The following is a 26,215-nucleotide window of genomic DNA, read 5'->3' as shown; positions in this document are numbered from 1 at the left end:
TGGGATGGGTGACCGTCACAGCTGGACGGCCGCACCGGCCACGGCGCAACGTGCCCGCTCGGTGCTCGCCGCGGCGTGGTCCTGCGCGGTGACCGCGGAAGGCGGTCGGGAGGAGTTCATCGGCGTACACACCGTCGCGGAGGACGGCAGGGTGCTGCTGCACCTGCCCGACGACAGCGTGCTCACCACGGCCGCGATCTGCGCGCCACGCGGAGAGCCGTCCGCCGTACTGGAGTTCGCCGACGTAGCGCCCGTCCCGGTACGCGACCGTATCCGCTCGCGCCTGTGGATGGCGGGCTGGTTCGCGCCCGAGGACGAGCACCTGACGTTCCACCCGACCCGCGCCGTGCTGCGTGAGTCCGGCGGCGCGGTCGTCGTCGACCTCGACGAGTACGCCGCCGCCGAGCCCGACCCACTGGCCCTCGCGGAGGCCCAACTGCTCACCCACCTCGCCGATTCGCACCCGGACGCCGTCGAGCGGCTGACCCGGCTCGTCGAACCGGACTGCCTGCACGGCGCCGTTCGGGTGCAGCCGCTCGCCGTCGACCGCCACGGGCTGACGCTGCGCATCGAGCGCGTCCGCGGCCACGGCGACGTACGACTGCCCTTCCACCGGCCCGCGGACGACGTCGGGCAGCTCACCGAGCGCATGCACGTCCTGCTCACGCAGGCGAGCGGCGCGAGCTGCCCGCGCGCGCTGCAGCGGCAGCGCACGGAGAGCGAGGGGTGAACCGAAGGGCGAGCCGAGGGCGACGGGCGACAGGTGACGGGTGACGGGTGACGGGTGACGAGAACGTGCCTCCGGCGGACCGGAGCCGGGCTCACCAGTCCCCGTCACCGACCGGTTCGCCCGGCGCGTCTCCCAGCGGCTTCACCTGGCCCGGCGACGGCGGCTGCCACGGAGTGTGGTCGTCGCCGAGCCAGTCACCGACCGGCTTGACCGCGCCGAGTTCGTCCGTGGGGTCGAGATCCGTGGCGTCCTGGTCGTAGTAGTCGAACCAGGGCAGCCCCGCGCGGGTGTAGGCCGCGCGGTCGACGGGGGACGGCGGGGGAGCCTCACCCGTGATGCGCCGCCACTGAGGCGGTGTCACGAGGTGGACGAAGACCCGCCCGGACGCGGTGGTCGACCAGTCCGACAGCGGGCGGTCGTCCTTGTAGACCTCCTGGCGCATCGAACCGCCGACGCCCAGACCCATCGCCCCCGAGGCGCGGGGCGCAGCCGCCGGGGCCGCCGGCATCGCACCGCCCTGCTGCGGCATGGAGCCGGGCGCGGCCATGGCGCCCGGGGCGGACACGGGCGCCGGAGCGCCGTAGCCGCCCGACGCCATCAGGGCCTGCCTGCGTGCCGTCTCCTCCGCCAGCCGGCGCTGTTCCTCGTGCCACGCGTGCAGCGCGGCGTCGGTCAGCGGGAACGACTGCAGCTGTACGCCGCCCCAGACCTCCTCGCCGGTCACCTGGCCCTCGACCGTGGCGCCCAGCCCGAGCGGCACCGCCACGAACTGACGGACCGTGCCCTTCCCGGAGTTGATGCCGTCGAGCCACGGCTGGCGGGGCAGCACCACGTAGTTCTGCGGGTCCCGGGCCGGCCGGGGACTCCACGGCTTGCCGGACACCGCGCACACCTTGCCCGCGCCCACCTGCAAAGCCGCCGGTTCGGTCGTGCCGCCGAAGCTCAGCCACATCGCCTCGCGCAGATGGACCGGCAGCATCACTCCGCCGCGGGCCAGCCACTCGGCGGGCACCGTCTCCGGGTAGTCCTCCACGCGCCGCAGCGGGAACTCGCCGAGCCCCGGGGGCAGCGCGTGCGTGCCCGTCTCGGGCAGGCGCAGGGTACGGATGAACCGGACCCGCACGACACCCGCCACAAGCAGTGAGTTCCCGTCGATCCGGACGGTGCCGTCAGCCATCCGCACTCCCTCTGTCGTCATGTGCCGCCCCGTGGGCAGGTCGCCCTGTCGTGGCGGTGTCGGTACATCACGTAGTACGACTTGAGGAGGCCTTGCGGTTCCGTCGCGAGCGGCGCAGACGTCGGCCCAGGCGGTCCAGCCGGGGCATGCGCTCGCGCTGTTCGCGCGTACAACGGTCCAGCTCCTCCAGCAGGCGGCGGGAACGGTGCTCCATGTCGAGTTCGTCGAGGATCCGGGTGACCTCGGTGACCACGGCGCCGTACAGCTGCCACTGGCGCGCGTCCCGCTGCACCTCCTCCAGGAGGAGCTGGGCCAGCTTGTCGCGGGTGGCCGTCGCGGCGGTGAGTTCGTGGGCGAGCCGGGACTCCGCCGATTCGGCACTGCGGCTGACGTCGGTGGTGACCAGCACGGCGAAGCTGACCACGGCGTCACCGACCTCGGACAGGAGCTGCTCGAACACCTCCCCGATCCGCGACTCGAACAGCCGCTCGGGCGCGCGTTCCTTGGCGAGGTCGGTGAGGGTGCGGGTGAGCACCCGCAGGACCACCGTGCAGATCTCCAGTGTGTCGAGCCCCGTGCGCAGGACGACCCGGTGCAGCAGCCCCTCCCGTACACGCGGATTGAGCCGCAGGCTGTCCTCGGCCTGCTTGAGGGCCGCGTCCACGTCGACGATGTCGTGGTCGAGCCGCCGAGCCTCGTGGAGGCTCTCGGCCGCGACGGCCACCTGTGTGCGGCCGGCCGCCTCGTCGCCGACGCGCAGCATCAACCGGCGCATCCGGCGCGCCAGATCCTCGATGGACTCACCGGCGGCGCCGACCCACACCGGGGGAGCGAACAGCAGATTGCAGCCGAGGCCCACCACGGCACCGATCACCGTCTCCAGGATCCGGGCCCAGGCCGTGTCGCCGATCCGCGTGACGCCGAGGACCAGCATGGCGCTGATCGCCACCTCGGGCACGAACTCGCTGACCCGCACCAGGTGCCCGACGGCCAGCGCGGCCAGGATGAGCAGTCCCAGACTCCACCAGGTCAGCCCCACCAGGGCGCTGAAACCGATGGCGACGAGGACGCCGGCCACCACGGCGTTCACCCGCCGGATACCGGTGGTGAGGGTGGCGTAGAGGGTGACCTGGACGACGAGGAGCGCGGTCAGGGGAGCGGTGAGCGGCGCGGCCTCGGGGCTGAAGCGCAGAGCGACCACGTAGGCCACGGTCGCGGCGGCCGCCGCCCGGACCGTCTGGACGATCACGGGCTCCTGCCGCCACTTCGTCACCTGGGCGCTACCGGCGGCCCACACTTCACGTACATCTCGCATCCTTGGCCACTTCCCGTTCGACAGCCGCATCGAACGCGAACGGAAGGATCAGCTCCGCCGATGCCACCCACCGTCCGGTCGGTCAGGGGCGCCTCGGGAGCGGATGAGGAGCGGATGAGGAGTGGATCAGGAGTGGAGGCGGTCCAGGAAGGCCGACACATGGCCGTTCATGCGGGCGACCTGCTCCTCCACGGTGAGACTCTCCTCGAAGCGCGCCCCGGGTCCGGGCAGCTTCTTGCCGCGTACGTAGAGGGAGCAGGCCAGGTCGGCGCAGATGTAGACGCCGACCGAGTTGCCCTCGCGGCCGGCCGGACCCACTTTGCGGGCCGTCATCAGGGAGACACCGTTACCCGGGTGGGTGGTCAGGCACAGCGAGCACATGCTGCGGTGCGTGAAGCCGCGCTGCTGCGAAGGGAAGCGCAGGGTCACGCCGACGGGGCGGCCCGACCGCTCGGTCACCAGGTGACTGCGGTCGGGCGCCCCGGGGTCGCGCCAGCCCAGGAAGTCCAGGTCGTCCCACGGCCGGTCCGCCAGATCGTGTGGTACGAACAGGCGCTTGGCCTCTCCCTTGGAGCAGTTGACGAACGAACTGCGGATGTCCTGCTCGGTGAGCGGCTTCATGGCGGGTTCTCCCGGCGGGTCGTGGGCGGTGCGAAAGCTGAACCTAGGGTCACTAGGTTATGGCCTAGGCTACGTAGCCGATCCAGGGAGAGCCAATGTGTTTTTGTGGGGGCGATATGGGGAGCTTTACGCGTCGCCGCCGAGGTCCGGGTCCGGGTCGGGACCGGCGGTCGAGTCCGTGTCGGAGAGGCGCAGTGCGAGGGTGCGCAGGAGATCGGTGCTCTTGATCTCGGTGCGTTCCGTGTCGTGGATGTCGGCGAGTTCCGAGAACAGGAAGGCGAAGGCGCCGACCAGGGAGATGGCCGCGGGCATCAGGGCGTCGATGACTGCCTGGCCCGCCTCGGCGGGGGTCGCGTCGCCGGGGACCTCTACCGAGGGGAAGACCTCCGTCACGAGCCTGCCGAGCTGGGCCTCGCCGGCGTCGATGTCGATCTCGGTGTCCTCGTTGAGCCTGCGCACCATTTCCTGGGTCTCGGTCAGGACGCCGATCGCTCGGAGGATGATCTCGCTCTGTTCCATGCGGGGAGCTTATGCGGTGCGCTTGTACGGGGGCGGGGGTGGGCGTTGCGGGGTCGGTGCGGGTTGTTCGTGGCTGGCCGCACCGTTCCCCGCGCCCCCTGCGGACGAAGGACTGCCGAAGCCGAGGCGCCCTTCAGGGGCGCGGGGAACTGCGCGATCTTTGAGGCGCGCGAAGGATGGCGCATGGCCCGGCGGTACGAGGCCTGGCTGCTGCCCCGTCCGCTGGACGAGGTGGCCCGTACGGCCGCGTCCGCGTACGGCGCCCTCGACGAAGTGACCGTCCCGCGGCTGGTCCATTTCGACCTCTGGCGGGGGAACATCCTCGTCGAACGCCCCGCCGGCCGCGGTGAGCCCCGGATCGGCGGGCTGATCGACGGCGAGCGTATGTTCTGGGGCGACCCCCTGGCGGACTTCGTGTCCCTGGCGCTGCTCGACGACATCGAGAAGGACGTAGCGTTTCTGGCGGGCCATCAGGAAGGCGGAGGGCGACCCCGGTTCACCGATCCGGCCCGCCGCCGTCTCGCCCTCTACCGCTCCTACCTCTACCTGATCATGCTCACCGAGACGGTCCCCCGGGACATGGGGGACGAGCACGACACCTGGCTCCGGGACACCGTGGCCCCGGAACTCGACGTGGCACTGCACGAGTTGCCCCGGTAGGCGTCAGGCGTCAGGCGTCAGGCGTCAGGCGTCAGGCGTCAGGCGTCAGGCAGCCTTGCGCTGCCCGGCGCCGTGCTCCCGGACGATCTCGGCGTACCGGCGCCCGCTCCCCTTCACCGTGCGCCGCTGCGTCCGGTAGTCGACGTGGACGAGGCCGAACCGCTTGTCGTAGCCGTACGCCCACTCGAAGTTGTCCAGCAGCGACCACGCGAAGTAGCCCGCCAGCGGAGCCCCCTTGCGGGCCGCGGAGGCGCAGGCCGCCAGGTGCTGTTCGAGATACCGGGTGCGCTCGGGGTCGTCGACCGTGCCGTCCGGGCGTACGACGTCCGGGTAGGCGGAGCCGTTCTCGGTGACGTACAGCTTCCGGGCGCCGTACTCGTCCGTGAGGCGCAGCAGCAGGTTCTCGATGCCGGCCGCGTCGATCTCCCAGTCCATGGCCGTGCGCGGCACACCGTGACGGCGGACGGCAGCGGCGTACGGGGCAGGGCCCGTCGGGTCGTCCGCGATGGCCGACGGGAAGTAGTAGTTGAGCCCCAGCCAGTCCAGCGGCTGGGCCATGACCGCCAAGTCGCCTCGCTGCTCCGGGAGTTCGACTCCGTACACCTCGCGCATGTCCGCCGGGAAGCCGCGGCCGTGGACCGGGTCGAGCCACCAGCGGTTGGTGTGCCCGTCCATGCGCCGGGCCGCCGCGATGTCCTCGGGGCGCTCGGTGGCGGCCTCGATGTAGGACAGGTTGTTGACGATGCCGACCTGGGCGCCGGGGGCCGCGGCGCGGATCGCCTGGGTGGCGAGGCCGTGGCCGAGGAGCAGGTGGTAGGACGCGCGGACCGCCGCGGTGAGGTCGGTCAGGCCCGGGGCCATCCGGCCCTCCAGGTGACCGATCCACGCCGAGCACAGGGGTTCGTTGAGGGTCGTCCAGTGCTGGACGCGGTCGCCGAGGCGCTCGGCCACGACCGTCGCGTACGCCGCCAGGTGGTGTGCCGTGTCGCGCTCGGTCCAGCCGCCCCGGTCCTGGAGCACCTGCGGGAGATCCCAGTGGTACAGGGTGACCGACGGTGTGATGCCGGCCTCCAGCAGACCGTCGATCAACGAGTCGTAGAAGTCCAGGCCCTTGGCGTTCGCCGGTCCTTCGCCGCCCGGCACCACCCGTGGCCAGGCGATGGACAGCCGGTACGCGTTGGTGCCCAGCTCCTTCATCAGGGCGATGTCCTCGCGCCACCGGTGGTAGTGGTCGCAGGCGACATCCCCGTGGTCGTCGCCGTCCACCTTCCCCGGTGTGTGCGAGAAGGTGTCCCAGATGGAGGGCGAACGGCCGTCCTCGGCCACGGCACCTTCGATCTGGTATGCCGAGGTGGCCGTGCCCCACACGAAGTCCTGGGGGAGTGCGGCGAGATCGATGGTCACAGAAGTCCTCTCGGAACGGGGGGTGTCGAACGGGGGACGGACGGTGGTCACTTGACGGCCCCGGCGGTGAGTCCGGCGACCAGATAGCGCTGGAGCAGCAGGAACCCGGCGACCACGGGCACGCTCACCACGAGTGAGGCGGCCATGACCTGGTTCCAGTACACGTCGTTCTGCGTGGCGTAGCCCTGCAGGCCCACGGCGAGCGTGCGGGTGGTGTCGTTGGTCATCACCGACGCGAACAGCACCTCGCCCCACGCCGTCATGAACGCGTACACCGCGACGGCGACGATCCCCGGCACCGCGGCGGGCACGACGACCCTGAAGAGCGCGCCGAGCGGCCCGTTGCCGTCCACCATCGCCGCCTCGTCCAGGTCGCGCGGCACCGACTCGAAGTACCCGATCAGCATCCAGATCGAGAAGGGCAGCGAGAACGTCAGGTAGGTGAGGATCAGACCGATCCGCGAACCGAAGAGCGCGATACCGGTGGCGTTGCCGATGTTCACGTAGATCAGGAACAGCGGAAGCAGGAACAGGATCCCGGGGAACATCTGGGTGGACAGTACGGTCACGGTGAACAGGCGCTTCCCGCGGAAGCGGTAACGGCTCACCCCGTACGCGGCGAAGATCGCGATCACCACCGAGAGGACCGTCGCCACGCCCGCCACGATCAGCGAGTTGACGAAGTACTTCGCCAGCGGGACCGTCGACCAGATGTCGATGTACGGGCGGATCGTCAGTCCGCTGGGCACCCAGCGGAACTCGCCCGACACGTCCTCCAGCGGCTTCAGCGAGCTTGAGAGCATCACGTACACCGGCAGCAGGACGAAACCGGTGAGCAGGGTGAGGAAGATCCGGCGCGACCAGACGAACGAGCGCGGCGCGGCCATCGGAGAGCGCCGCGCCCCTACCGGCTTCCCGGGCCGGGCCGCCGTAGTGGTCCTAGACATCGGCCGCCCTCCGTCCGCGTGAGGTCAGGACGAGATACACGCCCGTCACGACCAGCAGGAACAGCAGAAGCAGCACGGACATCGCGGATCCCGTCCCGAAGTTCCACGTCACGAACGACGACTGGTAGATGTGGATCGAGATCAGGTCGGCGGCCTCCGGGGCGGCCTTGCCGAACAGCACGTACGGCGTGTTGAAGTCGTTGAACGTCCACAGGAAGAGCACGAGGACCAGCACCTGGTTGACCGGCCGCAGCGACGGCAGCGTGATGCGGCGCAACTGCTGGAGCATCCCGGCCCCGTCGATCGAGGCCGCCTCGTACAGCTCCTTGGGGATGTTCTGCAGGCCCGCCATCACGATGAGGAAGGCGAACGGCCAGCCCTTCCACACCGAGACGACGAGCAGCGCGACGAAACTGTTGTCGCCGATCAGCCAGAAGGACGGGCTGTCGGTGAGGCCCAGCTGGTCGTGCAGTACGTGGTTCACCAGGCCGTTGTCCCGCTGGAACATGAAGGCCCAGGTGATGACGGCCGCGTACACCGGAAGCGCGTACGGGACGAGGAAGACGGCCCGCAGGAAGCCCCGGCCGCGGAAGTTCTCCTGCATGTACACCGCGGCCGTCGTGCCCAGCAGCCAGCATAGGCCGACGGACAGGACGGTGAACGCGCAGGTCACGAAGAACGAGTGGAGCAGCGCCTCGCCGATGGGCGCGTCGAAGTCCACGGACAGGCTGTAGTTGTCGAAGCCGGCCCAGGGCGCGGCGCCCCAGTCGCGGATGTAGAACTGCGTGAGCTCCTTGAAGCTCATGACGACGCCGATCACCATCGGCACCAGATGGACGAGGAGTTCGAACAGCAGGGCGGGCAACAGGAGCAGATACGGCAGGGCGATCCGGCGTACCCGCCCGGTGCGACGGTGCGGGGCGGGCCCCGTCGCACCGGGCGGTGCTTCCTTCCCGACCGCGGGTTCGGCGGTCACGGTCATCGAACGCTCACTTCTTCGGCATCTGCTGCTGGGCCTCGTCGAGCTTCTCCTCGACCGAGGCCGTGGTCACCGGCCGGCCGGCCGCCGCGTCCGCGAAGAGCTCCTTCACCGCCGTGCCGACCGCGGTCTCGAACTGCGACTCGTTCGCCACCTGCGGCAGCGGGGCCGCGCTCTTGGCCAGCGTGTCCCGGATGACCTTCAGGGCGGGCGTGTTGAACGCGGGGTCCTGCTGGGCCGCCTTGACCGGCGGGATGGACCCGTAGGTCTTGTTGAGGACCGTCTGCTCGTCCACGCTCGTCATGAAGTTCACGAACTTCAGGGAGCCGTCGATGTTGTCGGTGTTCTTGAAGACGGCCATGTTGATGCCCGCCACCATCGAGTTGACGGCCGTGTCGGCACCCGGGGTGCCGGACCGGACCGGCACCGGCGCGACGCCCCACTCGTCGTCGCTCATGCCGTGGGCCTTGAGCGTGGCCGCCGCCGTCTGCCAGAGCACCATCGCCGTCTTGTCCTTGGCGAAGTCCTGGAGGGACTGGTTCTGCGCGTACTCGGCGTTGCCGGGTGCGATGACCTTGTCCTTGCCCATCAGGTCGACGTACTGCTTGACCGCCGCCACGGCCCCGTCGGAGGTGAAGTCGGGCTTGCCGTCGGCGTCGAAGAAGTCGGCGCCGTGCTGCTTGCCGAGGACGAAGACGTGGTGGATGTTCTCCGACAGGTTCGCGCCCTCGGCGCCCAGCGCCCACTTGTCGTCCTTGGAGATCCTCTTCCCGTCGGCGACCAGGTCGTCCCAGGTGGCGGGCGGTCCGGATATCCCCGCGTCCTCGAACATCTTCTTGTTGTAGTAGAGGGCGTACGCCATCGAGTACAGCGGGACCGCCGCCGGATCCGAGCCGGTCTCACCCGCCGAGCCGAGCGCCGACTCGACGAACCGGTCCTTGCCGCCGATCTTTCCGAAGTTCTTCGCGTCCCAGGGCAGCAGGGCCCCGGTCGCCTGGAGCGAGGCGGACCAGGTGTTGCCGATGTTGAGGACGTCCGGGCCCTGGCCCGAAGTGGTCGCGGCCAGGATGCGGTTGAGGAGGTCCGACCAGGGGATGACCTCCAGCTTCACCTTGATGCCGGTCTGCTTCTCGAACTTCTTCAGCTCGGGAGCGAGGGTCTTCTTGTCGACCTCGATGCTCGGGCCCTGGTTGGAGGCCCAGTAGGTGAGCGTCTTCGGCGAGTCGTTGGACCCGCCGTCCGTCGACGAGCCACCGCCGCACGCGGTCACGGCGGCCAGCAAGGAGACAGTGACCGCGCTCGCGGCCGCGGCTCGGGTTCTGCGCATGGCGTCAGGCGTCCCTTCCTGAGGGAAAGCGGGAGGGCGTGGTGCGTTCACTTCTCGAACGACCCTCACGGCTTAATTTAGGACGTGAGTTAAGCTCCGTAAGAAACTCGCGTCAAGGGATCGCGCAGCGGTATCTTGCAGGTCGGGGGTACGGCGGGAAGGAACCACATGGCGGGCCGGAACGGGCGAACGGTACGTGACCTGCGACGAGGCAATCGCACGGCCGTGCTGAGGAGGCTCTACTTCGACGGACCGATGAGCCGGTTCGAACTAGGGCCCGCCACCGGGCTCAGCTCGGGCTCCATCAGCAACGTCGTCGCAGAGCTCGTCGCCGACGGCCTGGTGGAGGAGGCGGGCAGCGTCGACTCCGACGGTGGCCGGCCCCGCACCCTGCTCCGGGTCGCCCCCGCCAGCGGCCACATGATCGGTGTGGACGTCGGCGAGACCCGCGTCCGCGTCGAGCTCTTCGACCTGTCCCTGACCGAACTCGCGCGCACCGAAAGGCCGTTGGAGCACCAGGGTTACGACGTCGACGTCATCGTCGGCCACATCAGCGACGGCGTCGCCGAGGTCCTGGCCACCGCCGGCATCGCCCCCGAGCGACTGCTGGGCGTCGGTATCGGCGTACCCGGCATCGTGGAACGCACCGCGGCCGAGGGCGCCGTCGTGCACGGCCAGACCATCGGCTGGCCCGCCGTCCCGCTGGAGTCGCTGCTCCGTGCCGCCTGCGGGCTCCCGGACTCCGTCCCGTACTTCACCGACAACGGCGCCAAGACCCTGGGCCAGGCCGAGATGTGGTTCGGCGCCGGACGCGGCGCCCGCAACGCGGTCGTGGTCCTCTTCGGCTCCGGTGTCGGCGCCAGCCTCGTCTCGGACGACGTGGAACTGGGCCGGGCGGTGGAATGGGGCCATCTGACGGTACGGGTCAGGGGGCGCCGCTGCCGCTGCGGTGCGCTCGGCTGTCTGGAGGCGTACGCCGGGGCCGAGGCCCTGCTGGAGCGCTGGGAGGAGGCGGGGGGACGACCGCCGAAGGGGGTCGACGAGGAGACGGCCCTCACGGCCATGCTGGCGGCGGCCTATCCGGTCGAGGGCGGGGCGGGAGGCGGAGTGCGTGCCGGGGCCTCCGCAAGCCCCGGCACCTCCGCGTCAGCGGGTGGCTCGGCGGTCGGCGTCGGGGCTGCGGAAGGCGCGTCCGCGGGTGGCCCGGCGGCCGGTGGTGCGGCGGCCGACGGGTCAGCGGCCGGCGGTACAGGGGCCGGTGACGCGGCGGCCGGCGGTGCAGGGGCCGGTGACGCGGCGGCCGGTGGTGCGGGGGCCGGTGGCACCGCGACGGGCGGCACGGCGGCCGACCCGGTGGCCCTGGCCGTGCTGGAGGAGACGGCCGAGTACCTGGGCGCGGGCCTCTCCGACCTGATCAACCTCTTCCAGCCCGAACGCATCCTCATCGGCGGCTGGGCCGGACTCCAGCTGGGCTCCCGCTTCCTGCCCGCCGTCCGCGCCCACGCCGTCTCGTACGCGCTGCGCCACCCGGCCGAGCGGGTCACCATCGAGCTCGGCGCCCTGGGCCCCGACGCGGTCACGGTCGGCGCGGCGATCCTTCCGCTGGCAGACTTCTTCGCACGCGGCGGACGGCGTGCGGGCACGGGACCAGGGTCGGGGGACACCCCGCCGCCGGCCTGGCGCGCGGCCCTGGAGGAGCGCGCTCCGCACTGACGCGCGGGGGTTCCTGCGTTTGCCGGGTGGTCCCGGCAGGTACCCGCACACTGGCCGACAAGGGATTTCCGCCCCGCGAGGCCCGACGTGGAGGGGAGCGCACCGTGAGCGAGTACGGGACCAGGACGCCCGAGGAGAACGAAGGACCCGTGCCCCGGGATCTGCCGGACCAGCAGGTGCAGGAGGGCGAGGACCCCTGGGACGTCGTCACGCCGCCCGAGTCCGGGCCGAGCGAGGACTCCGAGGGGGACGGCGGCGTACGGGCGAAGCCGGACGCCGCCGTCCCCGACACCGACGAGGCGGGCACCGGCCGGCAGGGCGACTCGGGCACGAGCACGGTCCACCCCGAGGACCCGGAGCCGGAGGAGTCTCCTGCGTGAGCGCGTGAGCGCGTGAGCGCGTGAGCGCGTGAGCGCGTGAGCGCGTGAGCGCGTGAGCGCGTGAGCGCGTGAGTACGTGAGTACGTGAGCGTCTGTGCTTGCGTGCCCGTGTCCGTGCCCGTGCTTGCGTGCCTGAGGTGGCGCGGCCGGTTGTGACCGCGTGCCTCAGGCGAAGGCGTCGACGCCGGTGAGCTCCGCGGAGAGGGCCCATAGGCGGGCCGCGGACGCCGGGTCGATCGCGTAGTCGCGTACACCGACCCCCGTACCGTCGGCCGGGGCCGGCTCGGCGATGTCGCAGTCCTCGCAGTAGACGCCGCCCATGCCGGACAGCTGCGGGGAGGTCGCCGCCCACACCTGGGTGGCCGCGCCCTGCTCGGGGGTCTTGAAGCCCTCCGGATTCAGCGGGACACCGTTCTCGTCGATCCAGCCGCGCTCGACCATCTCCTGCCGGGGGAGGTGGCGCTGGAGAGGCGTGAGGATGCCACCCGGGTGCAGTGCGAAGGCCCGTACGCCGGAGTCCTCGCCCAGTGCGTCGAGCTGTACGGCGAACAGGACGTTGGCCGTCTTCGCCTGCCCGTACGCCTCCCACTTGTCGTAGTCGCCGCGGTTGAAGTGCGGATCGTCCCAGCGGATGTCCGAGGCGTGGTGGCCCGTCGAGGAGACGGAGACGATCCGGGCGCCGCCCGGGGCGATCGCCGGCCAGAGCCGGTTGACCAGGGCGAAGTGGCCCAGGTGGTTGGTCGCGAACTGCGCTTCCCAGCCGGGGCCGACGCGGGTCTCGGGGCAGGCCATGATCCCGGCGTTGTCGATGACGAGGTCGATGGTGCGGCCCGAGGCGAGGAACCGCCCGGCGAACGCGCGGACGCTCTCCAGGTCGCCGAGGTCGAGCTCGTCCACCTCCACGCCCTCGATACCGGCGACCGCCTCCTCGGCGACCTCCCGGCGCCGCGCGGGAACGACGACCCGGGCGCCCGCCTCGGTGAGCGCGCGTGTCGTCTCCAGGCCGAGCCCCGAGTATCCGCCGGTGACGATCGCGAGCCTGCCCGTGAGGTCGATGCCGGCGAGTACGTCGTCCGCGGTGCTGTGCCGGTCGAAGCCCGAACCGATCTTGTGCTGTGCAGTGGTCATACGGGCGACGCTACGGATTGGAGCGCTCTCGAAGTCAAGCGACGCCCCCCGAGAACGGGAAAGCCCGAGAACGGAAAAGCCCGAGAACGGGAAAGCCGCGGAAAACGGGAAAGGCCCCGACCGGACGGGGGAATCGCGGTCGGGGCCGTCTGTGGGTGGCCGCGGATGGCGGTCGCCTCTCGGCGGTGTGCTCCACAGGGCTTCAGCCGAACGATCTTCCCTGTGGGCGGAAGGTGAGGCCCGGGGACACTGTCCCATCCGCACCCACAGCTGATTTAACGGGAAACTACTGACGGGTGTTCCCAGGTCGGAGCGGTACCGATCGTGATCTGCGTCACGGCCCTGTCAGCCTCCCGCCGCCGGCCGGCTCCTTGGACAGCGACGCCAGGAGATGGGCCGGGTCCCGGTATACGGAGCTTGCCCCGGCCTTCTCCAGGTCGCCGCGCGGGATGCCGCCGCACAGCACTCCCACGCACAGGACACCCGCTCTGGTCCCCGCGCGCATGTCCCAGACCGTGTCACCGACGAAGAACGAGTGCTCGGCCGAGGCTCCGGCGAGTTCCAGGGCGTGCTCCACCGGGTCGGGCGCGGGCTTCCCGGAGTCCACGTCGTCCGAGCTCGCCGTCGCCCTGATGACGTCGTCGGCGTCGATGGCCCGCCGGAGCGCCGCCAGCTCCGCCCCGCCGGCGGAGGTGGCGAGCACGACCGTCCAGCCCTCGCTGTCGAGACGCCGCAGCAGGTCACCGGCGCCGGGGAACGGGCGCAACCGCTCGAAGTACGTGCCGTAGACGGTCTTGTGGGCGGCGCTGATCGTGTCGTCCTGCCCGGTGTCCCGCCCCTCGCCCAGCAGATGCGCGATCAGGTCGTCGGAACCGAGGCCCACCGCCCGGTGGACGTCATGCATCGACACATCGTGCCCGGCCTGCCGGAACGCCTCCCACCAGGCCGTCACATGCAGATGGTTGGTGTCGACAAGAGTGCCGTCCACATCGAATACGGCCGCCCGCTCCATATATCGTCCCTTCGCCGCGGTGTCGCGTTGTCGCGTTGTCCAGGTATCCCAGTACCGCGTCAAAGGGCCCGTACGCCCGCGGGAGTCACGCGATCTCGCGTCCAGGCCAGCAGTTCCTCCGCCGACCAGGTGGTGACCACACGCTCCGGGGGCACTCCGCACTCCTCGGCCCGCGCGCATCCGTACGCCTGCCACCCGAGCTGTCCGGGAGCGTGCGCGTCGGTGTCCACGGAGAACAGCGCGCCCGCCGCGACCGCCCGGCGCAGCAGCCGCCGCGGCGGATCGAGCCGCTCGGGACGGCTGTTGATCTCGACCGCCGTGCCCGTCTCGGCGCAGGCGGCGAACACGGCGTCCGCGTCGAACTCCGACTCCGGCCGCCCCCGCCCGGTGACCAGTCGCCCCGTGCAGTGCCCCAGCACATCCGCGTGCGGATTCCGTACGGCGGCGATCATCCGGCGGGTCATCGCGGTCGCGTTCATCCGCAGCTTGGAGTGCACCGACACCACGACGACGTCGAGCCGTTCGAGCAGCTCCGGCTCCTGGTCCAGCGATCCGTCGTCGAAGATGTCGCACTCGATTCCGGTGAGCAGCCGGAAGGGGGCCCAGCGCTCGTTCAGTTCCGCCACCACGTCCAACTGCTCCCGCAACCGCTCGGGGGACAGACCGCGGGCCACCGTCAGGCGCGGCGAGTGATCCGTGAGGACCGCCCACTCGTGCCCGAGCCGCGCCGCGGCACGGCCCATCTCCTCGATGGGGCTGCCGCCGTCCGACCAGTCCGAGTGCAGATGGCAGTCACCGCGCAGCAGGGCGGTCAGCTTCTCGCCGCCGAGGACGAGGGGCTCCGCGGCCTCCTGCTCCAGTTTCTCCAGATAGCCGGGCAGCTGTCCGGCCAGCACCTCGTGCACCACCTGCGCGGTCTTCGGCCCGATGCCCTTCAGCGACTCCAGCGACCCCTCGGCCACCCTCCGGGCCACCTCGTCGGCGGACAGTTCCGTGACGACGTCCGCCGCCGTGCGGAACGCCCGTACGCGATAGGTGGGGGCCTGGGACCGCTCCAGCAGGAAGGCGATACGGTCCAGTGCCTCGGCCGGGTCCATGGCTCAAGCGTGGCCCAGCCGGGCCGGGTCCGCACGGCAGCCGAGCGCCATGACGACCGACACCGCCGCCCGTGCAGGCTTATCGGCGGCACGCGTGTGGAACCGGTGGGATCATGACTGAAATCGCCAGCCCCCACATCTCGTACCCGCGGATCACGGTCCTGGGCGTTCAGCCCGGCGATCCGCCCTTCCGCATCGTGGAGATCGACGGCGCCGTCATCGGCGAGGCCAAGAGCCTCACGGATGTCCTGGTGGCCGCCGCGGCGTACGGCATCCCGGTGCACGACGCCGACGACCCCGCCGTGGTCCGCTGGGTCGGCGGGGACAAGCTCACCTGGCATCCGCGATAGCCGTGCGGCGGCCGGCCGGGCGTCCGGGTGAATTCCGAGGGGTCCGACGGGGGGCGCGTCGAGCTGTGCCGTTCGCGCCGTGGTGAGCCGTCGCGGGTGGCGCGCCCCCGCGCATCGACGGACCGCGGAAGCGGGCACGGCCGTGCATGGGGCCATTGCGCCCAGGGCACTTTGATCGTGCGGTGGGCGTGACCCGAGGAGGGGAGTGGCACGCCCGGCACGGGCGGACGTACCGCGTGACGCACGGGCCACGCGCGGGCTTCGTACGTACGGGCGGAGCCAGGCCGGGCGATCCCCGGGCCTGGCTCCGCCGCAGCCGGATCTCCGCTTCTCAGCCGACCGTCCACTTCTGGTTGGCGGCCCCCGTGCAGGTCCACAGCTGCAGCCGGGTGTTGTTGGCCGAGTTGTTTCCCGTCACGTCCAGGCACTTGTTGGCCTGAGGGTTCACGATGTCGTTCGCTCCGCTGACGACCCACTGCTGTGCTGGTACGCCCGCGCAGTCCCAGAGTTGGACGGGCGTACCGTCGGCCGTGCCACCGCCGGCGGCGTCCAGGCACTTGCCCAGCGCCCGGATGGTGCCGTCCGAGCCCACGCTCCACTGCTGGGCCGCGGTGCCGTTGCAGTCGTAGAGCTGAACGGGCGTGCCGTTGGCGGGATTCGCCCCCGCCACGTCGACGCACTTGCCCGCGAGGCCCTTGACGGCCGAGCCGCCGCCCGCGCTCTCGCCCGTCGTCACCTTCACCTCGTCCACGACGAGCTGACTGGGGAAGGTGGTCGAACCGTCCGGGTCACCCGGCCAGTAGCCGCCCACCGCGAGGTTGAGGATCAGGAAGAACGGCTTGTTGAACACCCACTGCCTGCCGCCCAGGTCGGCGGGCGTACGCCGCTGGTAGACCGTGCCGTCCACGGACCAGGTGACGGCCTCGGGCGACCAGTCGACCGCGAAGGTGTGGAAGGCGTCGGCGAAGGCCTGTCCGCCGGGCAGCGAGTAGCCGGCGCCTATACCGCCGGAGCCGGAGTAGCCGGGGCCGTGCAGCGTGCCGTGCACGGTGCCGGGCTCGAAGCCGACGTTCTCCATGATGTCGATCTCGCCCGAGTTGGGCCAGCCGACCTGTCCGATGTCGTTGCCCAGCATCCAGAACGCGGGCCACATGCCCTGCCCGCGCGGCACCTTCAGCCGGGCCTCGACCCGTCCGTAGGTGGTGGTGAACTTGCCCGCGGTGTTGAGGCGGGCCGAGGTGTACTCGCAACGCCCGTACCAGCACTGGTAGTTGTTCGGGTTCTCGCGGCGGGCCTCGATCACCAGGTGGCCCTGGCCGTCGAGCTTCGCGTTGTTGTTGCCGGCCGTGTAGTACTGCCGCTCGTGGTTGCTGACGTTGTCGCCGGTCTCGATCTGCCACTTCGAGGAGTTGACGGCCGAACCGGCGGCACCGTCGAAGGTGTCCTGGAACGTGACCGCCGCGGCGGCGCTCGGAGCGGGGTCCGCCTGGGTGTGCGCCGCCCGCGCCGGATCCGCTTGCGCGGGGCCGACGGCGACGGACGCGAGGAGTGCGGCGGACAGGGCGGCCAGGAGGTATCTGCGGAGCAGGCGTGGGGAGTCCACGACGTCTCCCTTCCGTACGGCGATCCCCGTGGGGGAGGAGCCGACTGAGGTGGGGGGTAAGCGCTTCGACTCTTGATTTAAGAAGTGAAGTAAGGGGTGCGTCAAGACTCTGGTACAGACCAGCTGTTCACACCCCCGCGGACTCCCCGCCCCAGCCCTCAGGCCGCGGCGGCCTTGCGGTCGCGTCGCCGCGGATGCACGGCGCGGCTCATCCGCCGACCGAGGAGCAGATAACCGATCAAAGCGCCGGAGGTGTTGAGGATGACGTCGTCGATGTCGAAGGCGCGTCCGGTGATGAACGTCCCCTGCACCACCTCGACGAGCAGCATGGCCAGGGCGGTCAGCAGGGTCACCCGCAGGATGCCGCGTGCCTTGGGCACCAGAAGCGGCAGCAGCACGCCGAAGGGGATGCCGAGGACGATGTTGCCGCCCACCTGCTTGAACGCGTCCCGCAACTCGGGCTGGTCGAGGTAGGCCCGCAGCGACCGGCCCGGGTGGATGTTGTTGTGCGTCAGCGCCTCGGACGCCGGCGACGGCTGGAGCGTGAGCTTGGCCAGCACGGCGGCGAAGGCCACCATCGTGGCGAAGGCGAGGAGGATGACGAGGAGGCGTACGACGAAGGGGGGCCGGCGCCGCTCGCGGACCGCCTTCGAGGACGGCGAGCGTGGTCGCTTGGACGACGGTTTGCGGGGCGCTTTCGAGGACGGCTGTTCGCCCTTCGCGCCGCGACGGAAACGCGGCTTCGCGGCACGGGAGTCCGTCTTCTCGGGGCCCGAGCGTGACGCGGAGCGGAAACGAAAGGCGGTACGGGGGCGTAGCGCTTCGCGGGCCATGCAAACCCTCCAGTTTGGGACTGCGGTGTGGTGGAACCCGCATACCCTTTGATCGGTCGAAGATGCTGCTCTGACAGGGCGGTTGGGATCGCACCGGCCGAGACGCGAACGCGCCCACGAGCTGCGCTTGGCTGCTCGCGGGCGCGGTCGTGCGCGGAGTGCCGACCGGGCGGACGGTACCTGGTCGAGGGCTCAGGTCCCGTAGGTCACGCGCACCTCCTTGAACCCGAGCGAGCCCAGCAGGCCCTTGAGCATGCTGGTGGTGTTCTCCTCGGCGCGGGCGGTCAGCTCGCTGTCCTTCGCGGCGTCACCGATGTGCCGGGCGGCGAGCCGCTGCACGGCCCGCTCGTCGTTCGGGTTGTCCGAGAAGACATCGCCGAGCCGGTCGAGGAGACCACGCTGCTTGGAGACGGCGTACGAGTGGTCGGGGTCCAGTGCCGGCTTGCCCAGGGCGGCGTGGGGGAGCCTGAGCGTGGCCGATGTGCGGTCCTTGTTGACCCGCACGTCCTTGTCGCGGATCTTTCCGAGGTCGACATAGGAGTCGACGGTGCCCGCGCCCACGTACAGGGTGCGGGTGCCCCGGACCGCGTCCGGCAGATACTTGGTGTCCTTCTCCAGATCCACCACCACCTGGAAGTTGCCCGAGGCGGCGTCGTAACGGCTGATGTCCTGGATGGACTTGAGCAGCGTGGGCCCCGTCCGGTCATGGGTTTCCTCGCCGAACACGTCGCCCAGTCCGGGCAGCAGGCTCCACCGCAGACCGGCGAAGAGCACCACCAGAACCAGCACGACGGCACTCACGATCTTCGCCCATCCGGGCACGCGCTTAAGAGACGTCGTCATGTGGACCGTCCTCCTTCCTCCTTCCTTCTGCCCTCCAAATGCCCTGCCAGACAGTCACGTTGGCGCACTTCGATCGGGCCGTCGTCCGTGCGGGTGTTTCGGGTGTGCGAGGAGCGGGAGGCTCTATGAGTACTCCGAGGCGGCCTCGGGGCGCCCGAGAGCCTCGTCCATGCTCGACAGCGGCGGCATGATCTTCGCCAGCTCGGTCACGCGCAGGATGCGCAGGGTCAGAGGATGGGTGCAGACCAGGTGTACCTGTCCGCCCTGGGCGAGGACCCGTCGGCGGGCCCGGTACAGCAGACGCAGGCCCGAGCAGTCGAAGAACTCGATGTGCCGCAGGTCGAGGACGACCTGGGCGTCCGGGCGTCCCGTCGCCGCGTCCACCCCCGGAATGATGTCCAGCGCGGCGAGGATGTCGATCTCGCCGTGGAACTCCAGCACGGTGTGTCCACGCTCTTGGTGCACGCGCAGGTGCGGGGAGTGCGGCCCAGGGTTGTGGCGCACGACGACATCACCTCCAACAGGGTCACCGGGGACCAGGGTGACGTCGTTCCGTGAGCATAGAGCCGACGTGGCGCAGCTTGAGACCGCTCCACCGTCCCTCACCCTGCAAGTTACCCTCGTTAGAAGGAATTTCAGCATGTTCGATTGACATATGTCTGTCATTTAAGAGACGCGCTGCATCTTCCCTGCGCCCCGCGGTGCGCCCCGAGGCACCAGAAGGCCCCGCGACATCACCGGGGATGTCGCGGGGCCCGCCACAGGAACCGCCTCCTGAACCACCGGCAGAACTAACGCACCTGCCGGCAGAACTAACGCACCTGAAGGACGAGCTTCCCCACCGTCCGCCCGGTATCGCCCAGCGCGTGCGCCTTCGCCGCCTCGGCCAACGGGAACACCTCCGCGACCGTGGCGCGCAGCGTCCCCGCGGCGACGAGCCCGGCGATGGCGCTCATCCCGGCCTGGTCGGCCTCCACGAGCATCTCCACCGCCCGCACCCCGAGCCCCGCCGCCTCCTCGGCGAGCTCCGGGGACCCGGACGGCAGGATCGACACCAGCAGTCCGCCCGGGCGCAGCGTCCGCAGCGAACGCGAGCGGTAGTCGCCCCCGACCGTGTCCAGGACGACGTCGACGTCACGCACGGCCTCGGTGAAATCGGTCTCCCGGTAGTCGACGAGTTCGTCGGCGCCCAGCCCGCGCAGGAACTCGTGCTTCCCCGAGCTGGCCGTACCGATCACATACGCTCCCCGCTCCTTGGCGATCTGGACGGCCAGGTGCCCCACCCCGCCGGCCGCGGCATGGATCAGCACCCGCTGCCCCGGCCGGACGTCCGCCGTGTCGACCAGCGCCTGCCAGGCGGTCAGCGCGGCGAGCGGTACGGCTCCCGCCTGTGTGTGGTCGACCTCGGCGGGCTTGCGGGCGAACGCCCGCGCGGGCGCGGTGACGTATTCGGCGTGCGCCCCTACGCCGAACGGGTAGGGCAGCATGCCGAAGACCTCGTCGCCCGGCTTGTGGATGCTGACGCCAAGACCGACGGCCTCGACGACCCCGGAGACGTCCCAGCCGAGGACGAACGGCGGCTCGCCCAGGAAATTGCCGTTCGCCCGGTGCTTCCAGTCGGTCGGGTTCAGGCCCGCCGCGTGCACCCTGACCAGCACTTCGCTCGGACCCGGCTTGGGGATCTCCAGTTCCACCTCCTTGAGGACCTCGGGACCGCCGAGGACGTCCTGACTGATCGCGCGCATCGTGTTCGCAGTGTTCATGCGTCCCAGCCTGCCCGGCTTCGGAGACCCAGGAAATGGCACGATTGCCATTGTTCGATAGGATCGTGCCATGCAGCGGTCAGTGGCGCAGAGGCAGAGACAGAGACAGACGCAGACGCAGGTGCAGCCGTACTGCGGGGCGCGCCCCGCGCACCCGGAGCGGACGGGGGACTCCGCTCACTCCGACCGCCAGGGGTACGAGGGCCATGTCGAGCGAGTCGTCGTGCTCGCCCTCGACGGGGTCTATCCCTTCGAACTCGGCATCCCGAGCCGGGTGTTCGGCTCCGCCGAGGGCCGGTACGAGGTACTGACCTGCACCGTGGACGGGCGGCCGGTCCGCAGCAACTCGGACTTCTCGATCACCGTCGAGCACGGGCCCGAAGTCCTGCGTACGGCCGACACCGTCGTGATCCCGCCCTTCGCGCTGACGGACCTCGGCACCGACCTTCCCGAGGCGGTGGCCGACGCGCTCAGGGCCATCGGCCCCGACACCCGGATCGTCTCCATCTGTACGGGCGCCTTCGTGCTGGCGGCGGCCGGCATGCTGGTCGGCCGCCGGGCGACCACGCACTGGCAGCTGGCCGGGCTGTTCCGGCAGATGTTCCCGGACGTGGACCTCGACGCCGATGTGCTGTTCGTCGACGAGGGCTCCCTCCTGACCTCGGCGGGGGCCGCGTCCGGTGTGGACGTCTGCCTGCACCTGGTGCGCAAGGACCACGGCAGCGAACTGGCCAACCGGGTGGCGCGTTCCTGCGTGGTGCCGCCCTGGCGTGACGGCGGCCAGGCGCAGTACATCGAGCAGCCCGTGCCCGGACCCACGGCGACGAGCACCGCGGCGACCCGGCACTGGGTGCTGGAACGGCTCGGCGAGCCGCTGACTCTGACCGAGCTGGCCGATCACGCGCGGATGAGTCCGCGCACGTTCGCCCGCCGTTTCAACGACGAGGTCGGGATGAGCCCCGGCCGCTGGCTCATCCAGCAACGTGTCGTCCGGGCACGGCAGTTGCTCGAATCCAGCGACCTGGCGGTGGATCAGATCGCCGGTGAGGTCGGGTTCGCCACGGGTACCTCGCTGCGGCAGCATCTGCATGCGGCGATCGGGGTGTCGCCGCAGGCGTACCGCCGGACGTTCCAGGCAGGCCGCCGGCCCTGAGGCCCGTGCTGACCGGCCCGGCTTCCCGTCACCGACTCGGGGTCTCCGCCCCCGGACTCCCGCTGCGCGGTTCCCCGCGCCCCTCAAGGGGTGCGGCCCCGCTTTCAGGGGCGCGGGGAGCCGCGCGACCGGCCCCCACCGGACCCGCAGACGGATCTCACCCGCCCCGGCCCCCCTCCCACCGCACCGCGTGCAACGCCACCAGCAGACGCCACACCTTGTGCGCGATCTCCTCCGGGGCGCCCTCCACGAGCCCGTGCAGCCAGTCCGCGAGGACGCCGGCGAAGGCCGCGGCGACGGCGGAGGCGACGAGCGGGGCCTGCGGCGCACCGGCGAGTTCGCGTTCGGCGAGGCTGCGGGCGCGCAGGTCCTGGTGGAGGACACGGCCCAGCGGACCCCCGCCGCCCGGGGTCAACAGGGCGCGGTACAGCGGGGCGTGCGGGGGCAGGCCCGCGAAGAACCCGAGCAGGGCGTCCGGTGCCGACGTGGGGTCGGGCCTGCCCCGCCAGGCGTGCAGCGCGTCCACGGCGTCACGTACGACATCGGCGCAGGCGTCGACGGCCAGCGCCTCCAGGTCGGCGTAGTGCAGATAGAACGTGGCCCGGCCGACCCCGGCCGCCCGCACCAGCGAGGCGACGCTCACCTCCGTGAGCGGCCGCCGGGCGCACTCGTCGAGGAGGGCCCGGCGCAGCTTGGCCCGTGTGCGTTCGGCCCGGGGGTCGGAGGTCACCGGGCGACGAGGACGGCGGCGAGGGCGAGTGCGCCGGGCAGGGCCTGCGCGAACAGGATGCGCCGGTTCGCGGTCACCGCGCCGTACACGCCCGCGACGACCACGCACACCAGGAAGAAGACCTGGGCGTGGAACCCCGTCGGGTCGTCGGCGACCAGACCCCAGACGAGCCCGGCCGCGAGGAACCCGTTGTAGAGCCCCTGGTTGGCGGCGAGCGGGGCGGTGGCCCGCGCCATCTCCGGGTCGAACCCGTGCAGCCCGCGCCCCGGCTTCCGCTCCCACAGGAACATCTCCAGAACCAGGATGTACGCGTGCAGGGCGGCGACAAGGCCGACGAGCACGTTCGCGAGCGTCTGCATCGGGGTTAGCTCCTTCAGGGGCCGACAACATACTGGACAGATGTCCAAGTTTCCTGGACGACTGTCCAATATACATGGACGACTGTCCAGAAAAAGCACCGCCGTTGTCGGACCCGGGCGCTAATGTTCCGCCCCATGAGTGCTGACTGCGACAAGGCGACCGCTCGGGGATCGAGGACCCGGCGCGGCTGCTGCTGGTGGCCGAGTGGGGTGGCGAGGTCGTGGGACATCTCGCGGGCGTGGTCGCGGAGGGTTCCGCGATGCGTCCGCTGAAGGTCGCCACCCTGCTCAGCCTGTATGTGCGCAGGGCGCATCGCGGTGCCCGGACCGGCGCGCGGCTCGTGGCGGCCTTTCGCGACTGGGCGCGCGAACAGGGCGCCCAGCGGGCGGAGGTGACGGCCTACGCGGCCAGCCAGGACGCGATCCGGTTCTACGAGCGCAACGGCTTCGGGGCGTACACACTCACCCTGGGGCAGTCACTGTGAGCGTCACCACGTCACCGCGTCGGCGCCGCCCGTCGCAGGTTCAGCGCGCGCAGCGCCAGTTGCATCTCGAACTGGGCGGTCGGGTCGTGGAGCCGGTCCCCGAACAGTTCGTCCAGCTGGCGCATGCGGTAGCGGACCGTCTGCGGGTGGACGGCGAGCCGCGCGGCGACCTCGCTCGCGTTGTGGCCGCACTGGAGCCAGCTGAGAAGCGTCTCCGCGAGGCGCTCCCGCTGCGGCAGCCGCACGCTGTCCAGAGGACGCAGATGCCGGTCGGCCATCGCGTCCACCAGGGCCTCGTCGCGGAACAGCAGCAACGTGGCCAGATGGTCCCGGCAGCGCACCAGTTGCGTGTCGGGCAGCACGCCCCGCCGGGCGAGGTCCAGCGTCTCGGTGGCCCACCGCAGCGACCTCGCCCCTTCCTGGAGCGCGACGTTGGGGCCCATGGCGGCCCGTAACCCCTGCAGTGCCCCCGCGACGGCCCTGGCCCGGCCGGGGCCTTCGGGGTCGGGCACCACCAGCACGGCGGGCTGCACGTCGAACCGTGCCAGGAACTCCGGCGGCACGATGGGCGGCGGTCCCGCGGACCGCGACCCGCGGTCGATGACGACCACGGCCAGCGAACGGGGCACCGGCCACTGCGCGGTGTGCGCCAGCTCGGTGATGGCCGCGACCGACGCGGGCGGATCCACGATCAGCAGATCGATCAGCCGCGTACGCCGTTGCCGCAGCTCGCCGGCGGCGTGCAGGCGCGCCTCCGTGTACCCGGTCGTCGTCGCGGCCGCCATCTCGTCGAGGTGCAGGAACAGGGCCTCCCCGAACGCGGCCAGCACATGGCGCGGCAGCAGATCGGCGTCGACCAGGGCGTTGATCCGGCGCCAGGCCACCCGCGCGCCGAGGCGCAGGGCCGACTGGAACGAGTCGAGACTGCGCCCTTCGTCCGCCTCGCCCCGGCCGATGCGCTGATACGTCGCCCGCACCGGCTCCCCGTCGCTGTCGGGCTCGGCCATCCGCTGCAGGAACCCCTGCAGGGCGTGCTCCACGCCCTGGTGCACGACCTGCATGTACGTGTCGTCCGTCGGCCGCGCGTACTCCGGGATCTCGGTCCTGATCGCCCGTACGACCTCCTCGGTGATGTCGACGAAGAACGGTCTGAGCTGGTCGTGCAGACCCGAGGGGAACGAGTTGAACGGGCCGTCCACCGCTTCGGCGACGTCGGCGGCGGTCACGGCCGTCATCCCGGCCTCGCTCGCCGGTATGCGCAATCCGTTCACGCGGCGGCTCCTTCCGCACACGGAAAGTGGGGCACACCGACGTTACCCGCGCGGATTCTGCCCAGCTTCATCGTCGGCTGACAGAGACGCACCCGGGACTTGTCACTTCACGACAACTGCGGGTTGTCCACTACGCGTTCGTCGCCACATGACAACCGCACACGACCCCCGCCCGTCACTTCATGACCAGGGGAATCCTGGAGCGCGCCACCACCCGCCGTGGACGCCGGTGGCGGCCACGGCGGCCCAGCGTCAGCAACGTGACCAGCGCGCCCGCCAGGACGCAGCACGCCGCGATCCGCAGTCCCAGGTCGTACCCCTCCAGGAAGGCGTCGCGCGGGTCGGCCCCGGACCGCAGTTCCGCCCGCTCGCGCCGCGTGAGGACCACACCCACCAGGACCACCCCGAACACCCCGGAGACCTCGCGCGCCGCGCTGACCAGGCCCGTCGCCATGCCCATCCCGTCCTCCGGGACCCGCAGCAGGGAACGCACCGTCAGGGGAGTGGTGAACGCGGAACCCCAGCCGATCATCAGCAGCCCCGGTTGCAGGTCCCAGAAGCCGGCACCCGCGCCCGCGCCCGAGACGTACAGCAGCCCGACCGCCACCAGGCCGAGCCCTCCCGCGATCGAGACATGGGCGCCCAGCGCGCGGGCCGCCCGCTCGGCCATCGGCGTCCCGAGCAGCAGCGCTCCCGCCAGCGGCAGAAAGGCCAGCCCCGCTTCGGTGGGGGAGAAGCCGAGCACCCGCTGGAGATAGAGGGCGGTGAAGAAGAACACCCCGTTGACGCCGATGCCCCACAGCACCTGGGCGAGGATCCCGCCGGTGAGGAACCGGTCGCGCAGCAGCCGCAGTTCGACCAGAGGCCGCGCGGTCCTGGCCTCCACGACGACGAACGCGCAGGCGGCGACCGCCGAGACAGCCAGGCAGTGCGGCACGGGCGCGGCGGTGAAGCCGTGTTCCTGGCCGCGCACGAGTCCGTACGTGAGCAGATAGAGCGCGAGTACGGACAGCAGTACGCCGGGCACGTCCAGTCCGCTCCGGCGGGGCGAGGACCTGGCGGGCACGGCCGGCATCAGCAGCAGGGCGAGCACACCGAAGGGGACGTTCAGCGCGAACACCCAGCCCCAGCCCCACCGTTCGGTGACGAGGCCGCCCACCACGGGCCCCAGGGCCAGCGCCACGGCCAGGGCCGCCGTCCACAGGCCCACGGCCGTCGAACGCAGTCGCGCGGGCAGGTCCACCGCGATGACGGCGAGCGAGGCGGGAATGACCAGCGCGGCCCCGACCCCCTGCACCGTACGGGCCGCTATCAGCGCGCCCCCGCTGTCCGCGAGGGCGCACGCCGCCGAGGACACCGTGAAGACGACGATCCCGGCGGCCAGCACCGGCCTGCGTCCGCACAGATCGGTCAGCCGGCCGCCGGGGAGCAGCAGTGCGCCGAAACTGAGCACGTAGCCGGCGGCCACCCACTCCAGGTCCGGCACCGTCAGGCCCAGTTCGCGCTGCACGGTCGGCAGGGCGACGTTGATGACCGTGTTGTCGAGCGTCGTGATGAAGCCGGTCAGTGTGAGCAGGGAGAACAGCGCGAACAGCCGGGCACGTCCCACAAGCCGCTCCTTCCGTCTTCGCGCGGATCGTCCGCACGGATTGTCGAGGGGGCGGGGGTGTCCGGGCTCTGGGCCACGGTGTGGAACCGGGCCCGCGCTTTTGTCAGGGAACTGACAGAACGCGTGAGTCGAACTGTCAGCACGTCCTCTAACCCACCGGTGGCTCACAGGCGGAACCTGGGTCACCGCTCCAAGCCGGTGCCCATG

At 71.0% G+C, this 26,215-nt stretch carries 26 protein-coding genes and 1 pseudogene; 7 read left to right on the top strand and 20 right to left on the bottom strand.

All coding sequences use genetic code 11. From position 1 onward, the window contains the following. The first annotated feature begins 4 nt into the window (after nucleotides 1-4). Entirely contained in the window at nucleotides 5-730 is a 726-nt protein-coding gene (locus tag ACIOKD_RS28255) for a DUF2470 domain-containing protein (protein WP_402089577.1), read from the top strand. A 91-nt stretch (nucleotides 731-821) separates the two neighbouring features. Here ACIOKD_RS28255 and ACIOKD_RS28250 read toward each other — a convergent pair whose 3' ends face one another. The 4 genes from ACIOKD_RS28250 to ACIOKD_RS28235 form a co-directional block, all read right to left on the bottom strand. Then, entirely contained in the window at nucleotides 822-1,907 is a 1,086-nt protein-coding gene (locus ACIOKD_RS28250) for a hypothetical protein (protein WP_402089575.1), read from the bottom strand. 67 nt (nucleotides 1,908-1,974) lie between these two features. Beyond that, entirely contained in the window at nucleotides 1,975-3,222 is a 1,248-nt protein-coding gene (locus tag ACIOKD_RS28245; RefSeq protein WP_402089573.1) for an aromatic acid exporter family protein, read from the bottom strand. Between the two features lie 126 nt (nucleotides 3,223-3,348). Beyond that, complete coding sequence (locus tag ACIOKD_RS28240; RefSeq protein WP_402089571.1) at nucleotides 3,349-3,843, bottom strand: FBP domain-containing protein; 495 nt, start codon at nucleotides 3,841-3,843, stop codon at nucleotides 3,349-3,351. A 126-nt stretch (nucleotides 3,844-3,969) separates the two neighbouring features. Then, nucleotides 3,970-4,362 (bottom strand): hypothetical protein, encoded by a 393-nt coding sequence (locus ACIOKD_RS28235; RefSeq protein WP_402089569.1) that lies wholly within the window; start codon nucleotides 4,360-4,362, stop codon nucleotides 3,970-3,972. A 186-nt stretch (nucleotides 4,363-4,548) separates the two neighbouring features. Here ACIOKD_RS28235 and ACIOKD_RS28230 point away from each other — a divergent pair. After that, nucleotides 4,549-5,022 (top strand): annotated as a pseudogene (locus ACIOKD_RS28230) (phosphotransferase); the annotation flags it as partial. Between the two features lie 45 nt (nucleotides 5,023-5,067). On the opposite strand, the gene ACIOKD_RS28225 reads toward ACIOKD_RS28230, so the two are convergent. Genes ACIOKD_RS28225 through ACIOKD_RS28210 form a run of 4 tightly spaced genes read right to left on the bottom strand, consistent with a single transcriptional unit; the run spans nucleotide 5,068 to nucleotide 9,679 of the window. Continuing rightward, nucleotides 5,068-6,426, bottom strand: a complete 1,359-nt coding sequence (locus ACIOKD_RS28225) for a GH1 family beta-glucosidase (protein WP_402089567.1) — start codon at nucleotides 6,424-6,426, stop codon at nucleotides 5,068-5,070. Between the two features lie 47 nt (nucleotides 6,427-6,473). Then, nucleotides 6,474-7,373 carry a carbohydrate ABC transporter permease gene (locus ACIOKD_RS28220; protein WP_402089565.1) on the bottom strand — a complete coding sequence of 300 codons (900 nt, stop codon included), beginning with the start codon at nucleotides 7,371-7,373 and terminating at the stop codon, nucleotides 6,474-6,476. Next, entirely contained in the window at nucleotides 7,366-8,355 is a 990-nt protein-coding gene (locus ACIOKD_RS28215) for a carbohydrate ABC transporter permease (protein ID WP_402089563.1), read from the bottom strand. The genes ACIOKD_RS28220 and ACIOKD_RS28215 overlap by 8 nt, the downstream gene beginning before the upstream one ends. A gap of 7 nt (nucleotides 8,356-8,362) precedes the next feature. Further along, nucleotides 8,363-9,679 (bottom strand): ABC transporter substrate-binding protein, encoded by a 1,317-nt coding sequence (locus tag ACIOKD_RS28210; RefSeq protein WP_402089561.1) that lies wholly within the window; start codon nucleotides 9,677-9,679, stop codon nucleotides 8,363-8,365. A gap of 168 nt (nucleotides 9,680-9,847) precedes the next feature. On the opposite strand from ACIOKD_RS28210, the gene ACIOKD_RS28205 reads away from it, so the two are divergent. After that, a complete protein-coding gene (locus ACIOKD_RS28205) occupies nucleotides 9,848-11,392 on the top strand; it encodes an ROK family protein (RefSeq protein ID WP_402089559.1) in 1,545 nt (514 codons plus the stop codon). 104 nt (nucleotides 11,393-11,496) lie between these two features. Continuing rightward, complete coding sequence (locus ACIOKD_RS28200; protein ID WP_402089557.1) at nucleotides 11,497-11,772, top strand: hypothetical protein; 276 nt, start codon at nucleotides 11,497-11,499, stop codon at nucleotides 11,770-11,772. A gap of 165 nt (nucleotides 11,773-11,937) precedes the next feature. On the opposite strand, the gene ACIOKD_RS28195 is transcribed toward ACIOKD_RS28200, so the two are convergent. The 3 genes from ACIOKD_RS28195 to ACIOKD_RS28185 form a co-directional block, all read right to left on the bottom strand. Next, complete coding sequence (locus tag ACIOKD_RS28195) at nucleotides 11,938-12,900, bottom strand: SDR family NAD(P)-dependent oxidoreductase (protein ID WP_402089555.1); 963 nt, start codon at nucleotides 12,898-12,900, stop codon at nucleotides 11,938-11,940. 334 nt (nucleotides 12,901-13,234) lie between these two features. Next, nucleotides 13,235-13,912, bottom strand: a complete 678-nt coding sequence (locus ACIOKD_RS28190) for an HAD family hydrolase (protein ID WP_402089553.1) — start codon at nucleotides 13,910-13,912, stop codon at nucleotides 13,235-13,237. A gap of 59 nt (nucleotides 13,913-13,971) precedes the next feature. After that, nucleotides 13,972-15,009 carry a PHP domain-containing protein gene (locus tag ACIOKD_RS28185; protein ID WP_402089551.1) on the bottom strand — a complete coding sequence of 346 codons (1,038 nt, stop codon included), beginning with the start codon at nucleotides 15,007-15,009 and terminating at the stop codon, nucleotides 13,972-13,974. A gap of 113 nt (nucleotides 15,010-15,122) precedes the next feature. Here ACIOKD_RS28185 and ACIOKD_RS28180 point away from each other — a divergent pair, with 113 nt between their 5' ends. Next, nucleotides 15,123-15,359: a hypothetical protein gene (locus ACIOKD_RS28180; protein ID WP_402089549.1), complete on the top strand. Its 237-nt coding sequence runs from the start codon at nucleotides 15,123-15,125 to the stop codon at nucleotides 15,357-15,359. 331 nt (nucleotides 15,360-15,690) lie between these two features. On the opposite strand, the gene ACIOKD_RS28175 is transcribed toward ACIOKD_RS28180, so the two are convergent. From ACIOKD_RS28175 to ACIOKD_RS28155, 5 genes are all read right to left on the bottom strand, one after another. After that, on the bottom strand, nucleotides 15,691-16,962 hold the full coding sequence (locus ACIOKD_RS28175) for an RICIN domain-containing protein (RefSeq protein WP_402089547.1): 1,272 nt from the start codon (nucleotides 16,960-16,962) through the stop codon (nucleotides 15,691-15,693). 158 nt (nucleotides 16,963-17,120) lie between these two features. Continuing rightward, on the bottom strand, nucleotides 17,121-17,795 hold the full coding sequence (locus tag ACIOKD_RS28170) for a VanZ family protein (RefSeq protein WP_402089545.1): 675 nt from the start codon (nucleotides 17,793-17,795) through the stop codon (nucleotides 17,121-17,123). 192 nt (nucleotides 17,796-17,987) lie between these two features. Then, a complete protein-coding gene (locus ACIOKD_RS28165; RefSeq protein WP_402089543.1) occupies nucleotides 17,988-18,638 on the bottom strand; it encodes a DUF4230 domain-containing protein in 651 nt (216 codons plus the stop codon). Nucleotides 18,639-18,761: 123 nt separating this feature from the next. Continuing rightward, nucleotides 18,762-19,142: an anti-sigma factor antagonist gene (locus ACIOKD_RS28160; RefSeq protein ID WP_402089541.1), complete on the bottom strand. Its 381-nt coding sequence runs from the start codon at nucleotides 19,140-19,142 to the stop codon at nucleotides 18,762-18,764. Nucleotides 19,143-19,450: 308 nt separating this feature from the next. Continuing rightward, a complete protein-coding gene (locus tag ACIOKD_RS28155) occupies nucleotides 19,451-20,401 on the bottom strand; it encodes an NADP-dependent oxidoreductase (RefSeq protein ID WP_402089539.1) in 951 nt (316 codons plus the stop codon). Nucleotides 20,402-20,471: 70 nt separating this feature from the next. On the opposite strand from ACIOKD_RS28155, the gene ACIOKD_RS28150 reads away from it, so the two are divergent. After that, nucleotides 20,472-21,554, top strand: a complete 1,083-nt coding sequence (locus tag ACIOKD_RS28150; RefSeq protein WP_402089537.1) for a GlxA family transcriptional regulator — start codon at nucleotides 20,472-20,474, stop codon at nucleotides 21,552-21,554. A gap of 157 nt (nucleotides 21,555-21,711) precedes the next feature. Here ACIOKD_RS28150 and ACIOKD_RS28145 read toward each other — a convergent pair whose 3' ends face one another. Both ACIOKD_RS28145 and ACIOKD_RS28140 read right to left on the bottom strand, forming a co-directional pair. Further along, a complete protein-coding gene (locus ACIOKD_RS28145) occupies nucleotides 21,712-22,284 on the bottom strand; it encodes a TetR/AcrR family transcriptional regulator (protein WP_402089535.1) in 573 nt (190 codons plus the stop codon). Further along, nucleotides 22,281-22,643 (bottom strand): DUF1304 domain-containing protein, encoded by a 363-nt coding sequence (locus tag ACIOKD_RS28140; RefSeq protein ID WP_402089533.1) that lies wholly within the window; start codon nucleotides 22,641-22,643, stop codon nucleotides 22,281-22,283. The genes ACIOKD_RS28145 and ACIOKD_RS28140 overlap by 4 nt, the downstream gene beginning before the upstream one ends. Nucleotides 22,644-22,789: 146 nt before the next feature. Between ACIOKD_RS28140 and ACIOKD_RS28135 the strand changes: the two genes are divergently transcribed. Beyond that, nucleotides 22,790-23,128 carry a GNAT family N-acetyltransferase gene (locus ACIOKD_RS28135; protein ID WP_402089680.1) on the top strand — a complete coding sequence of 113 codons (339 nt, stop codon included), beginning with the start codon at nucleotides 22,790-22,792 and terminating at the stop codon, nucleotides 23,126-23,128. An 11-nt stretch (nucleotides 23,129-23,139) separates the two neighbouring features. On the opposite strand, the gene ACIOKD_RS28130 is transcribed toward ACIOKD_RS28135, so the two are convergent. Then, the gene (locus ACIOKD_RS28130) at nucleotides 23,140-24,399 is read right to left on the bottom strand and encodes a PucR family transcriptional regulator (protein ID WP_402089532.1); all 1,260 of its coding nucleotides are present in this window, start codon (nucleotides 24,397-24,399) and stop codon (nucleotides 23,140-23,142) included. A gap of 175 nt (nucleotides 24,400-24,574) precedes the next feature. Beyond that, the gene (locus ACIOKD_RS28125) at nucleotides 24,575-26,008 is read right to left on the bottom strand and encodes an MFS transporter (protein WP_402089530.1); all 1,434 of its coding nucleotides are present in this window, start codon (nucleotides 26,006-26,008) and stop codon (nucleotides 24,575-24,577) included. Nucleotides 26,009-26,215 lie beyond the last annotated feature (207 nt).

The sequence above is a fragment of the Streptomyces sp. NPDC087844 genome (assembly GCF_044742785.1).
GTDB lineage: Bacteria > Actinomycetota > Actinomycetes > Streptomycetales > Streptomycetaceae > Streptomyces.
This window is presented reverse-complemented; position numbering and strand designations above follow the sequence as displayed.